Raw genomic sequence first — 12,987 nt, forward strand, 5'->3', positions numbered from 1 at the left:
TCAGCCGGTGATGGCGCCGTGGGCGGCGGACTGCACCATCTTCGCGTACTTGCCGAGCACGCCCTTGGTGTACTTCGGCGGCAGCGGCTCCCAGCCGACCTTCCGCTTCTCCCAGTCGTCCTCGTCCACGCCCTCCACCTCGAGCAGCCGGTTGGCCACGTCGAGGGTGATGGTGTCGCCGTCGCGGACGTAGGCGATCGGTCCGCCGTCGACGGCCTCGGGGGCGATGTGGCCGACGCAGAGGCCCGTCGTACCGCCGGAGAAGCGGCCGTCGGTGATCAGCAGGACGTCCTTGCCGAGGCCCGCGCCCTTGATCGCGCCGGTGATGGCGAGCATCTCGCGCATGCCCGGCCCGCCCTTCGGGCCCTCGTAGCGGATCACGACCACGTCGCGGGCCTGGATCTCGCCGCGCTCGAGTGCGTCCATCGCAGCACGCTCACCGTCGAAGACCCGTGCGGTGCCGGTGAAGACCGAGTCGTCGAAGCCCGCCGTCTTCACGACCGCGCCCTCGGGGGCCAGCGAGCCCTTGAGGATCGTCAGCCCGCCGGAGGCGTGGATCGGCCGGTCGAGCTTGCGGATCACGTCGTCGTCGAGGTCCGGCGGGGCCAGCTCGGCGAGGTTCTCGGCCATCGTCTTGCCGGTCACCGTCAGGCAGTCGCCGTGCATGAGCCCCGCGTCGAGCAGCGCCTTCATGACGACCGGGATGCCGCCGATCTTGTCGACGTCGTACATGACGTACTTCCCGAACGGCTTGAGGTCGGCGAGGTGCGGCACCTTGTCGCCGATCCGGTTGAAGTCGTCGATGGTCAGGTCGACCTCGGCCTCGCGGGCCATCGCCAGCAGGTGCAGCACGGCGTTGGTCGAGCCACCGAGCGCCATCACGACGGTGATGGCGTTCTCGAACGCCTCCTTGGTCATGATCTGGCGGGCGGTGATGCCCTGGCGCAGCAGGTTGACCACAGCCTCGCCGGAGCGGTGCGCGAACCCGTCACGGCGACGGTCCACGGCCGGCGGGGCGGCCGAGCCGGGCAGCGACATGCCGATCGCCTCGGCGACGGCGGCCATCGTGTTGGCCGTGTACATGCCGCCGCAGGCGCCCTCACCGGGACAGATCGCCTTCTCGATCCGGGTGACCTCCTCGCGGGAGATCTTGCCGGCCAGGCAGGCGCCGACCGCCTCGAAGGCGTCGATGATCGTGACGTCGTTGCCGTCGACCTGGCCGGGCATGATCGAGCCGGCGTACAGGAAGACGCTGGAGAGGTCGAGCCGAGCTGCGGCCATCATCATGCCCGGCAGCGACTTGTCGCAGCCGGCCAGCAGCACGGAGCCGTCGAGGCGCTCGGCCATCATCACGGTCTCGACGGAGTCGGCGATCACCTCGCGCGAGACCAGCGAGAAGTGCATGCCCTCGTGGCCCATCGCGATGCCGTCGGAGACGGAGATCGTGCCGAACTCGAGCGGGTAGCCGCCGGCGGCGTGCACGCCGTTCTTGACCGCCTGCGCCAGCCGCTGGAGCGAGAGGTTGCAGGGGGTGATCTCGTTCCAGCTCGAGGCCACGCCGATCTGCGGCTTCTCCCAGTCGTCGTCGCCCATGCCTACGGCCCGGAGCATGCCTCGCGCGGCGGTCTTCTCCAGGCCGTCGGTCACGTCGCGGGAACGGGGCTTGATGTCGGGGGTGTGACGGGACTCGCTCATGTCCCCAAGGGTAGGACCCGAGGCTCTAGCCTTTTGCCGTGACCGTGATCTGGGCAGACTTCGACGCCGTGCTCTTCGACCTCGACGGGGTGGTGACACCGACGGCCGAGGTCCACATGCGGGCGTGGTCGGAGATGTTCAACGCCTACCTGACGGCGTACGACGGGGAGGGCGAGCGTGCTGCCTACACCGACGCCGACTACTTCGCGCACGTCGACGGCAAGCCCCGCTACGAGGGCGTCGCCGACTTCCTGGCCTCGCGGGGCATCCCGGCGTCTCGCGACCTCGTGGTCGAGCTCGGCGACCGCAAGAACGACGCGTTCAACGAGGTGCTCGAGCGCGACGGGGTGACGGCGTACCCCGGCTCCGTGCTGCTCCTCGACCACCTGCGCGACCTCGGGATGCCGCTGGCCGTCGTCTCGTCGTCCGTGAACGCGCCCGCGGTGCTGGCCGCCGCCGGGCTCGCCGACCGGTTCCGCACCGTCGTGAGCGGGGCGACCGCGACCGAGCTCGGCCTGCCGGGCAAGCCGGCGCCCGACACCTTCCTGCACGCGGCGGAGGTGCTCGGCGCCACCGCAGCCGGCTCCGTCGTCCTGGAGGACGCGGTGTCCGGGGTCAAGGCCGGCGCCGCCGGCGGCTTCGGGCTGGTGGTCGGCGTCGACCGCGGCGCCGGGTCGGACGTCCTGACCGCCGCCGGGGCCCAGGTGGTCGTCGCCGACCTGGCCGAGCTGGTCGACGGGACGCCGGCATGAAGGCGCACGCGCGGTCGGTCGGCCCGAACCCGATGGACCGGGGCCGGTTCCCGATCGACGAGTGGGCCCTGGTCGAGACGAGCTACCGCGCCGACGACATCGGCGTGGCCGAGACGCTCTTCACCGTCGCCAACGGCTACCTCGGCATGCGCGGCAACCCCGAGGAGGGGCGGCCGTCGTACGCGCACGGGACGTTCGTCAACGGCTTCCACGAGACCTGGCCGATCCGGCACGCGGAGGCGGCCTTCGGCTTCGCCCGCACCGGCCAGACCATCGTCAACGCGCCCGACACCAAGGTGCTGAAGATCTACGTCGACGACGAGCCGCTCACCTTCGGCACGTCCGACCTCGAGCACTACGAGCGCCGCCTCGACTTCCGCGACGGCGTGCTGCACCGCAGCCTGATCTGGCGGACGCCGTCCGGCAAGCGGGTGCGCATCGACTCCACCCGGATGGTGTCGATGACCCAGCGGCACCTGGCCGTGATGACGCTCGAGATCGAGGTGCTCACCGGCGACGCCCCGGTGGTCGTCTCGTCGCAGATCCTCAACCGCCAGGACGGCATCGACGAGTACAAGGCCCCCCAGGAGCACACCGGCGAGACCGTCGACCCGCGCAAGGCGGCGGCGTTCGCCGGACGCGTGCTGGTGCCGCGGATGAGCTACGCCACCGACGACCGGATGCTGCTGGGCTACCAGTGCGCCAACTCGGGCATGACGATCGCGGTCGCGGCCGACCACGTGCTCGAGACCGCCGACAAGCACGAGGTGCTGGCCCGCCACGACGACGACCAGGTCAAGATGGTCTTCCGCGTCGACGCCACCCAGGGCAGCCCGATGCGGATCACCAAGACCGTCAGCTACCACACCTCGCGCGGCGTCCCCGTCCGCGAGCTCGCGGACCGCTGCGACCGCACCCTCGACCGGGCGCGGCAGCACGGGCTGGAGCACTACCGCGAGGACCAGCGGGGCTGGTACGCCGACTTCTGGGCCGCGGCCGACGTCGAGGTGGAGGGCGCCTCCGCCGACCATCGCGCCGTGCAGCAGGCGGTCCGGTTCAACCTCTTCAGCCTCGCCCAGGCCAGCGGTCGCACGGACGGCCTCGGGGTGCCCGCGAAGGGGGTGACGGGGTCGGGCTACGAGGGTCACTACTTCTGGGACACCGAGGTCTACGTGATCCCGTTCCTCAGCTACACCCAGCCCGAGGTGGCCCGCAACGCGCTGCACTTCCGCTCCGTGATGCTGCCGTCCGCGCGCGACCGGGCCCGCGAGATGGCGCAGAGCGGGGCGATGTTCCCGTGGCGCACCATCAACGGCGAGGAGGCCTCGGCGTACTACGCGGCCGGGTCGGCGCAGGTGCACATCGACGCCGACATCGCGTACGCGCTGATGAAGTACGTCCGCGCCACCGGCGACCGCGGCTTCCTGGTCCGCGAGGGCATCGACATCCTGGTCGAGACCGCGCGGATGTGGGCCGACCTGGGCTTCTGGCGCAGCAACGGCGAGCCGTCCTTCCACATCCACGGGGTCACCGGCCCGGACGAGTACACGACGGTCGTCAACAACAACCTGTTCACCAACGTGATGGCCCGCTACAACCTCGAGCTGGCCGCCGACGCCGTGGAGTGGATCCGCGACGAGCGGCCGGAGGAGCACATGCGGGTCACCACCCGCCTGGACCTGGACCCCGCCGAGGTCGAGGAGTGGCGGCGCTGTGCCGAGGGCATGGCGATCCCGTACGACGCGGGCCTCGGCATCCACCCGCAGGACGACTTCTTCCTCGACCGCGAGGTCTGGGACCTCTCACAGACGCCGCCGGAGACCCGGCCGCTGCTGCTGCACTACCACCCGCTGGTGATCTACCGGTTCCAGGTGCTCAAGCAGGCCGACGTGGTGCTCGCACTCTTCCTCCAGGGCGACCGCTTCACCGCCGAGGAGAAGCGTGCCGACTTCGAGTACTACGACCCGATCACCACAGGCGACTCGACCCTGTCGGCGGTGGTGCAGTCGGTGATCGCCGCCGAGGTGGGCTACCACGAGGCCGCGCTCCACTACTTCCACGAGTCGCTCTACGTCGACCTGATGAACCTGCACGGCAACACCGTCGACGGCCTGCACATCGCGTCGGCCGGCGGCGTCTGGAGCGCCCTGGTGCACGGCTTCGGCGGCATGCGCGACCACGGCGGCGCTCTCGCGTTCGACCCTCGTCTCCCGGCCTCCTGGGCAGCGCTGCGCTACCGGCTGTGCTGGCAGGGCTCCCGCGTGCTGGTCGAGCTGACCGAGGACGAGGTGCGGTTCACCGTCGTGGACGGCGACAAGGACGTCCCGCTGCTGGTGCGCGGCCGCTCGTACGTCGTCGGGCAGGACCACCCGCTGGTCGTGCCGCTGGCCGACCAGGGCGAGCGCATCGACGGGCTGCTCGGCGACCACCCGGTCGTCGGCGGCGTGCGCGCCGACGGCAGCACGATCACCGCCGGCGTACCCGATCCGATCCAGCACCCCGACGAGGGCGAGCAGCACACCGGCGAGTTCCCGGTCTACCAGGACGTGCCGCCCCTGGGGCCGCACATCCCGCAGAGCTGATCCTCAGATCGCGGCGGCCCGGACGACCATCACGTCCGGGAGATCGGCGACGACCTGGCGCCAGCTCGCACCCTCGTCGGCGGAGGCCCACACGGCGCCGTTGCGGGCCCCGAAGTAGAAGCCGGTGCGGTCGTGGTCGTCGGCGCACATCGCGTCGCGCATGACGGCGACGTAGAACCCGTCGGGCAGGCCGTCGCCGAGCTCCTCCCAGGTCTCCCCCGCGTCGCGCGAGCGCCAGACCCGGGCCTTGGCATCGGGTGGGTAGCGCCGGTCGCCGCCGTTGATCGGGAAGACGAAGATCGTGTCCGGCTCGTGCGGGTGGACCACGATCGGGAAGCCGAAGGTGGCCGGCAGCCCGTCGCCGATCGACTTCCAGATCCGGCCCTCGTCGTCGGAGCGGTAGACCCCGCCGTGGTTCTGCAGGTAGAGCCGCTCGGGCCGGCTCGGGTGCCGGGTGATCTTGTGGACGCACTGCCCGAACTCCGGGTACTGCTGGCCCTCGGGCAGGAACTCCGCCCGGATGCCGTGGTTGCGGGCCTCCCAGGAGGCGCCGCCGTCGTCGGTCTGGTAGACGCCGCCACTGCTGAGCGCCGCCGTGACCGACTGCGGATCGGTCGGGTGCGGCAGCAGGGTGTGGAAGGCCTGACCGCCGAAGCCGGCGCCCCACTCGGTGCGGTGCGGGTGGTCCCAGAGGGCCCGCTCGAGCGCGAACGTCTCGCCGCCGTCGGTCGAGCGCCACACGGCCGCGGGCTCGGTGCCGGCGTACACGACCCCGGTCTCGGCGCCCGGGACCAGCTGCCAGACCCGCTCGACGGTGGCACCGGTGTCCTCCGGGAAGCGGACGGCGCCGTTGGGCGTCTCCTGCCAGCTGGCGCCGAGGTCGTCGGAGCGCCAGATCTGCGGGCCGAGCCAGCTCGACGAGGCGCCGGCGAGCAGCCGCGGGACGTCGCCCCGGGCGTCGACGAGACAGGAGTAGACCTCCTCCATGTCGAAGTGCGGCCCCGTGAACTCCCAGTCCACGCGCTCCGCGTCCGACGTACCGATCCACAGGCCCTTGCGGGTCCCGACCATGAGCAGCGTCTTGTCCGGCATGCCTGCCTCCTGGGTAGCCCTGACTCTCTTCTACCCTGACTCGGTGACCGACGGGAACTCATCGCGCCCGCGAATCTCTCCCGTCTGGCTGGTGCTGGCCGGCATCCTGTCGGTCCAGTTCGGCGCCGGGGTGGCGAAGAGCCTCTTCGACGAGATCTCGCCGACGTCGATCGTGTGGCTGCGGCTCGTGACCAGCGCCGTCGTGCTGGTGGCGGCCGCCCGGCCGGTGCTGCGCGGGCGCTCGCGGACCGACTGGCTCGTGGTGCTCGCGTTCGGCACCTGCCTCGGCGTGATGAACTGGGCGATCTACCAGGCCTTCGCGCGGATCCCGCTCGGCATCGCGGTGACCCTGGAGTTCATCGGGCCGCTCACCCTCGCCGTCATCGGCTCGCGCCGGGTGCGCGACCTGCTCTGGGTGCTGCTGGCCGGGCTCGGCGTCGCCGTGCTCGGGCTCCAGGGCGGCGGCGAGCTGAACCTCGCCGGCGTGCTCTTCGCCCTCCTCGCCGGCGCCATGTGGGCGTCGTACATCCTGCTCGCCGGGCAGACCGGGCGGCGCTGGCCGGGCTTCGACGGTCTCGCCCTGGCGAGCGTCGTCGCGACCGTCCTGCTCACGCCGTTCGCGATCGGCGAGGGCGGCGGCGACCTCCTGGACCCGCGGATCCTGCTCCTCGGCGCCGCCGTCGGCCTGCTGTCGTCGGTCGTGCCCTACTCGTGCGAGCTGGTCGCGCTGCGCTCCATCAAGGCGTCGGTGTTCTCGATCCTGATGAGCCTCGAGCCCGCCGCCGCGGCCCTGGCCGGGATGATCGTGCTCAGCGAGTTCCTCACCTGGGAGCAGTGGCTCGCGATGACCTTCGTCGTCATCGCCTCCGTCGGCGCCACCCGCTCCGCCCGCCCAGTCGCGCCGGCTCCCGACTGACTGACCGAGGGTCGGCGAGTTCACGCAACCGTCACACGTCGTTGACCCACCCGAAGCGGCCGGCTCCTAGGTTGGAGCGCACGTTGTCACTCGGGACACACATGGGAGTCCGCGATGCACCTGGTACCGACTCGCGCCGCACGTCCGATCGGACGAGCCGTGGCGGCGGTACGAGAGTGGCCCGTCGAGTCCCAGCAGCGCTCCCGGCGCAACGCCATGATCGCCTCCACCGCCCTCGCACAACGGCGTGCGGAGCTCCATGACGTCGAGGACTTCCTGGCTGCACTGGACCTCCAGAGTGCACGGGACCAGGCTCCGACGTCGGAGGTCGCAGCCCAGGCTGCACACGGCTGAGTCCGCCGGGCGGGACCTGCCTCTCCCTGGCCGCCCGGCGGGCTCAGCCGCACTGGCTAGGGTTCGTCCATGAGACGCCTCGTCGCCCTCGCCAGCGCCGCCGTCCTCACTGCGGGCGGACTGACCGCGTGCAGCGACGGGAGCGACGAGCCGGAGACGAAGGTCGTCGGGTCGCCGTCGGAGAGCGCCACCCCGTCGCCGACGGCCTCGCCCAGCGACAGCCCGACCCGGGACACGACGCCTCCGAAGGTGGTCGGCACGGTCGCGACCGGGCTCCAGGCTCCGTGGGGCATCGGCTTCCTGCCGAACGGCGACGCGGTCGTCACCGAGCGCGACACCACGAAGGTGCTGCTCCTCGCGGCCCCGTCGTACGACGTGAAGGAGGTCGGCAGCATCAACGAGGCCGTGGGGCTGGGTGACCAGGGCGGCGAGGCCGGCCTGCTGGGCGTCGCGGTGTCGCCGGACTTCGAGCAGGACCACCTGCTGTTCTTCTACTACAGCACCGAGAGCGAGAACCGGATCGTCAAGGCGACCCTGGAGAGCGGGCGCCTGGAGACCCCGACGACCATCCTCGACGGCATCCCGCGCGGGTTCATCCACGACGGCGGGCGCCTGGCGTTCGGACCCGACGGCTACCTCTACGCCTCGACCGGCGAGACCGGCTCCGGTGAGCTGGCGCAGGACAAGGACACGCCGGCCGGCAAGATCCTGCGGATCACCACCGACGGCGAGGCGGCGCCGGGCAACCCGGTGCAGGGCAACCCGTACTGGTCCTACGGGCACCGCAACGTGCAGGGCCTCGCGTTCGACGACCGGGACCGCCTGTGGGCCTCGGAGTTCGGGCAGGACACGTACGACGAGCTCAACCTGATCACCAAGGGCGCCAACTACGGCTGGCCGATGGTCGAGGGCAAGGGCAGCGGCGACAGCTCGCTGGAGGACCCGCAGGAGGTCTGGAACACCGACGAGGCCTCGCCGTCGGGGCTGGCCTGGCTCGACGGCTACCTCTGGATGGCCTCCCTCAAGGGCGAGCGGCTGTGGCGCGTCGACGTGACCGGCAAGCGGGCGAAGGACCCCACCGACTTCTTCGTCGGCGAGTACGGCCGGATGCGGACCGTCGCGGTCGCTCCTGACGGCAACCTCTGGGTGACGACCAGCAACACCGACGGTCGTGGCGACCCGCAGGACGGCGACGACCGGATCCTGCTCATCGAGCCCTGACGCCCTGCCTTACCTGGGCCGCACCTCGCCGGTCACGGTCGCGCGGCGGGCGGCCCGCCGCAGGGTGGCCAGGATCGCCGGACCGAGCACCACGACGGCGACCGCGGTCGTGATCGCGCGCATGGTGTCCCAGCTGCCCGTCGACGTCAGCAGGGTGTAGACGAGGAAGCGGTGCAGGTTGTCGACCAGCGCGGCGCCCGGCACGTACGACAGCGACCCCTCGTGCCCCGCGACGGCGATGCCCGCGATGTAGGGCCAGCCCGACAGGTTCATGAAGATCCCGAACGCGTACGACGCGACCACGGCGTACGCCGCGAGCATCGCGATCTCGGCGCGGCCGGTCACCCGGCGCGGCAGCAGCCCGGCGCCCATCCCGACCCACGCGGAGCAGAGCATCTGGTAGGGCAGCCACGGGCCGACCCCGGCGGTCATCAGGGCCGAGGCGAAGAGCGAGGTGCAGCCGAGCACGAACCCGAAGCCGGGGCCGAAGACCCGGCCGCCCAGGATCAGCAGGAAGAACGTCAGCTCGACGCCCGCGGCGCCGGGCGAGATGCCGCGCAGGATCGCGTTGGCCGCGCTGAGCACCCCGAGCACGGCGAGCACCCGGGGGTCGAGGCCGCCCTCGTTGAGCTCGGCGAGCACGACGGCGATCACCACCGGCAGCAGGCCGAGGAAGAGGAACGGCGGGTCCACGCGCTCGCCGGTGCCGGCACGCAGGAGCAGCGGCCAGCAGAGCATCATCAGCCCGGCGACCGAGGCGACGGTGAGCACCAGCGCGGAGCGCGGCGAGATGCGGACGGCGCTGGTCACGGCAGCCCCACAGGCAGCGCGGCCACGACCTCGTCGACGCGCAGCCACGGGGCACCGAGCACCTTGGTGACCTGCGGCGCGAACGCCGGGGACTCGGCGACCACCCGGCGCACCGGTCCGGAGGAGACGACCTCGCCGTCCGCGAGCACGACGACGTCGTCGGCGACCTGGGCCACGAACTCCACGTCGTGGGTGGCGACGAGCACCGCGTGCCCGTCGGCGGCGAGGCCGCGCAGGATGCCGGCCAGCACGTGCTTGGCGGCGTAGTCGAGGCCGCGGGTGGGCTCGTCGAGCAGCAGCACCCGCGGCCGCGAGGCGAGCACCAGGGCCAGGGCGAGCGCCAGGCGCTGCCCCTCGGAGAGATCACGGGGGTGCTGGTCGCCGGGGATGCCCGGCACCAGCCGGTCGAGCAGACCACGCGAGGCGCCGCTGCCCCCGTCGGCGGCCGCGCACTCCTCGTCGACGGTCTCGAGGTAGAGGAGGTCGGCCGCGTTCTGCGGCACCAGCCCGACCAGCGCCCGCCGGCCCGCCGGGGCCAGCGCGACCGGGTCGCTGCCGCCGACGTCGACGCGCCCCGCCGTACGCCGGCCGCTGCCCTGGACCGCCCACAGCAGCGAGGACTTGCCCGAGCCGTTGCGCCCCATCAGGGCGGTCACCCGGCCGGCGCCGAGGTCGAGGTCGAGGTGGCGTACGGCGACGGTCTGGCCGTGCACGACGTCGAGCGAGCGGACGGCGACGGCCGTGCTCGTCGCGGCCTCCTCCGCGACCACCGGTGGGGTGAGACGGAGGTCGCGGGCGCGCCGGCGGGCGTCACGGACGCTCAGCGGGAGGGGGCTCCAGCCCGCGGCCCGGCCGAGCTCGACGATCGGGGGCGCCACGGGCGAGTCGACCAGCAGGTCGCCCGGCTCCCCCACGGTGACGCGGCCGTCGCCGGTGAGCAGGCACATCCGGTCGACGAAGGGGATGACCCGCTCCAGCCGGTGCTCGGCGAGCAGCACCGAGACCCCGAGGTCGTGGACCAGCCGGGTGAGCGTGGCGAGCACCTCCTCGGCCGCGGTCGGGTCGAGCGCGGAGGTCGGCTCGTCGAGCACGAGCAACCGCGGGTGCATGGTGAGCACCGAGCCGATCGCGACCCGCTGCTGCTGACCGCCCGACAGGGTGCGCAGGTCGCGGTGGCGCAGGTCGGCGACGCCGAGCAGGTCGAGGGTCTCCTCGACCCGGCGGCGCATCGTCTCCGGCGGCAGGCCGAGCTGCTCCATGCCGTAGGCGAGCTCCTCCTCGACCGTGTCGGTGACGAAGCCGGCGGCGGGGTTCTGGCCGACGTACCCGATCGCATGCGCGCGCTCGCGCGGTGGCGTGTGCACGATGCTGGCGCCGTCGAGCAGCACGTCCCCGTCCAGCACGCCACCGGAGAAGCGCGGCACCAGCCCGGTGACGACGCCCAGCAGCGTGGACTTGCCGACCCCCGTCGGCCCGGAGACCAGCACCAGCTCGCCCTCGTCCACCACGAGGTCGACGGCGTCCAGCACCGGCGCGTCGGCGTACGAGAAGGTGATCCCGCGCAGCTCGATCACGCGGCCACCTCCTCACGCACGAGTACGGCGGCCGTGGTGGTCGTCCGCGCCTGCGGGGGCGAGCAGAGTGCGCCGAGCAGGGCCACCGCGCCGGCGGCGAGGGCGGCGAGGCTGATCGTGGGGAACGCGTCGAGCGCCGGGTAGGCGACGGCGACCTGGTGCTCGCTGATCCACCAGCCGAGGCCACCGACGATGACGCCCGAGGCGGTCACGGCCAGCTCCGGCCAGCGCCACGGGTCGGGGCGGTAGCGGGTCCGCTCGACGCGGCGCCCGGCGCTGCGCAGGCCGGCGACCGCGGCGAGGACGCCGACGGCGAGCATGGGCAGCGCCAGGACCCGGGGCGCGGTGTGGTCGAGGACGGCGTAGGTCCCGACGCAGATGCCGACCAGGCCGACCAGCATCAGGGCGCCGGTGGTGCGCCGCTGGGCGCGGGTGGCGTCGCCGGCGCGGCCGTAGCCGCGGGCGTCCATGCCGGCGGCCAGCGCGAGCGAGCGCTCGAGGGCGTCCTCGAGCACCGGCACGAGCAGGCGCCGCAGGCGGCCGACCCGCCCGGTCTCCCCCGCCCGGAGCGCCTGCGCGGCGCGCACCCGACGCATGCTGTCGGCGAACTGCGGCAGCACGCTCACCGCGACCACCAGTGCGGTGCCGATCTCGTAGAGCGCCGGTGGCACCGAGCGCAGCAGCCGCTTGGGGTTGGCCAGCGAGTTGGCCGCGCCGACGCAGATCACGATGGTGGCGAGCCGGAGCCCGTCGTACAGCGCGAAGAGCACGGCCTGGGCGTAGACCGGCCCGAGCAGCGTGATGCCCGCGACCCAGTCGGGCAGCGGGACCGACGGCAGGTCGAGCAGCACGCGGCCGCCGAACCAGCCGCCGAAGACCAGGCGGAACGCCACCCGGATCACCACGATCGCCACGCCGAGCCACACGTAGAGCCGGAACGACTGTCCCCACGGCTGCTCGGAGCGTCGCAGCGAGACGACGAGCGCGGCCACCCCGATGAGCATCAGCAGGATCAGGGGGTTGGTCGTCAGCGACGCCGCGACCGCCAGCCCGATGGCCCACAGCCACCAGGCCACCGGGTGCAGGTCGCGAGGGTGGTTCACGGTGCGGCGTTCCCCCGGCGGCGTACGACGGCGACGGTGCCGCCGGCGGCGAACAGCAGGATCACGACGACCGGACCGACCCAGGTCGGCAGGCCGCCGTCGGACGGGTCCGCCGGCTCGGCAGCTGTCGGCGTCGGGGTGTCGGACGGCGACTCGTCGACCTCGGGCGAGGTTGAGGGCGTGTCGGCGGCCCCGGTGGAGCTCGGCTCGGCAGGGCTGGAGGAGGCGCTCGCGGATCGACTCGGGGACGCCTCGGACGAGGGGTCCGTCGAGGGGCTCGCAGACAGGGTGGCCGACAGAGTGGTCGAAGAGCCGTGCGTCCCCGACGACGGAGAGGGCTTCGGCTTCTTGGTGGGCTTCTTCGTGGGCGCCGCAGACGGGCTGGGCGTCCTCGTCGGCGCCGCCGGGTGCGCGGTCGGGCTCGCGCCCGGAGCCGAGCGCGAGGCGCTGCCGTTCCACGAGAACGCGACGTACCCGCCGTCGGGGACGTGGAGCGAGCCCGCCGCGGTCGTGGCGTAGGTCCACCTGCCGGAGGTCCCGTCGGACCACCACAGGCCCCAGTAGGCGTCGGCCGGAGGCGTGTTGACGCACGGGTCGGACGCCGGCTGCCCGGAGACCTGGCAGACGAAGCCCGGCTGGCGCTGAACGTAGGACAGCGGGAAGCCGGCCGCCGAGAAGAGCGACGTCGCCGAGTCCCCACCGCCGCCGGCGACGCAGGCGGTCTGCAGGCCGCCGCCGAGCTGGTGGAAGTCCACGACGACGCTGACGCCGTCGCCGCTCGAACAGGTCGCGGCCGCGGCCGGCCCCGCGGGCAGCGTCAACCCCACCGCGGCGGCCACGAGGGCCGCCGCGATGAGGTGGAGAGCCGACCGGAACGGCCGAGGCACG

At 72.7% G+C, this 12,987-nt stretch carries 10 protein-coding genes; 4 read left to right on the plus strand and 6 right to left on the minus strand.

Translation table 11 applies throughout. The features are described from left to right. Complete coding sequence (gene ilvD / locus ASC77_RS05550) at positions 1 to 1,695, minus strand: dihydroxy-acid dehydratase (protein WP_056149565.1); 1,695 nt, start codon at positions 1,693 to 1,695, stop codon at positions 1 to 3. Between the two features lie 44 nt (positions 1,696 to 1,739). On the opposite strand from ilvD, the gene ASC77_RS05555 reads away from it, so the two are divergent. Next, the gene (locus tag ASC77_RS05555) at positions 1,740 to 2,447 is read left to right on the plus strand and encodes an HAD family hydrolase (protein WP_056149955.1); all 708 of its coding nucleotides are present in this window, start codon (positions 1,740 to 1,742) and stop codon (positions 2,445 to 2,447) included. After that, positions 2,444 to 5,029: a glycoside hydrolase family 65 protein gene (locus ASC77_RS05560; protein WP_056149566.1), complete on the plus strand. Its 2,586-nt coding sequence runs from the start codon at positions 2,444 to 2,446 to the stop codon at positions 5,027 to 5,029. Before ASC77_RS05555 ends, ASC77_RS05560 begins: the two co-directional genes overlap by 4 nt. A 3-nt stretch (positions 5,030 to 5,032) precedes the next feature. Here ASC77_RS05560 and ASC77_RS05565 read toward each other — a convergent pair whose 3' ends face one another. Continuing rightward, on the minus strand, positions 5,033 to 6,121 hold the full coding sequence (locus ASC77_RS05565) for a WD40/YVTN/BNR-like repeat-containing protein (protein WP_056149568.1): 1,089 nt from the start codon (positions 6,119 to 6,121) through the stop codon (positions 5,033 to 5,035). Positions 6,122 to 6,164: 43 nt separating this feature from the next. On the opposite strand from ASC77_RS05565, the gene ASC77_RS05570 reads away from it, so the two are divergent. After that, a complete protein-coding gene (locus ASC77_RS05570; RefSeq protein ID WP_056149958.1) occupies positions 6,165 to 7,037 on the plus strand; it encodes an EamA family transporter in 873 nt (290 codons plus the stop codon). A 423-nt stretch (positions 7,038 to 7,460) separates the two neighbouring features. Next, positions 7,461 to 8,612, plus strand: a complete 1,152-nt coding sequence (locus ASC77_RS05580; RefSeq protein WP_056149571.1) for a PQQ-dependent sugar dehydrogenase — start codon at positions 7,461 to 7,463, stop codon at positions 8,610 to 8,612. Positions 8,613 to 8,621: 9 nt separating this feature from the next. Here the strand turns inward: ASC77_RS05580 and ASC77_RS05585 are convergent, their stop codons facing one another. From ASC77_RS05585 to ASC77_RS05600, 4 genes are read right to left on the minus strand one after another with little or no spacing between them, the layout of a single operon-like run. Then, positions 8,622 to 9,422: an ECF transporter S component gene (locus ASC77_RS05585; protein ID WP_235547457.1), complete on the minus strand. Its 801-nt coding sequence runs from the start codon at positions 9,420 to 9,422 to the stop codon at positions 8,622 to 8,624. After that, complete coding sequence (locus ASC77_RS05590; protein ID WP_056149573.1) at positions 9,419 to 10,996, minus strand: ABC transporter ATP-binding protein; 1,578 nt, start codon at positions 10,994 to 10,996, stop codon at positions 9,419 to 9,421. Before ASC77_RS05590 ends, ASC77_RS05585 begins: the two co-directional genes overlap by 4 nt. Then, a complete protein-coding gene (locus tag ASC77_RS05595; protein ID WP_056149575.1) occupies positions 10,993 to 12,099 on the minus strand; it encodes an energy-coupling factor transporter transmembrane component T in 1,107 nt (368 codons plus the stop codon). The genes ASC77_RS05590 and ASC77_RS05595 overlap by 4 nt, the downstream gene beginning before the upstream one ends. Next, a complete protein-coding gene (locus tag ASC77_RS05600; protein WP_056149576.1) occupies positions 12,096 to 12,986 on the minus strand; it encodes a hypothetical protein in 891 nt (296 codons plus the stop codon). Before ASC77_RS05600 ends, ASC77_RS05595 begins: the two co-directional genes overlap by 4 nt. Position 12,987: the final 1 nt, after the last annotated feature.

Source organism: Nocardioides sp. Root1257 (assembly GCF_001425175.1).
Taxonomy (GTDB): Bacteria; Actinomycetota; Actinomycetes; order Propionibacteriales; family Nocardioidaceae; genus Nocardioides.

Bases quoted from the DNA above. Each gene is read 5' to 3' on its own strand.
- ilvD (WP_056149565.1), bottom strand. From the start codon at position 1,695: ATGAGCGAGTCCCGTCACACCCCCGACATCAAGCCCCGTTCCCGCGAC.
- ASC77_RS05560 (WP_056149566.1), top strand. From the start codon at position 2,444: ATGAAGGCGCACGCGCGGTCGGTCGGCCCGAACCCGATGGACCGGGGC.
- ASC77_RS05565 (WP_056149568.1), bottom strand. From the start codon at position 6,121: ATGCCGGACAAGACGCTGCTCATGGTCGGGACCCGCAAGGGCCTGTGG.
- ASC77_RS05580 (WP_056149571.1), top strand. From the start codon at position 7,461: ATGAGACGCCTCGTCGCCCTCGCCAGCGCCGCCGTCCTCACTGCGGGC.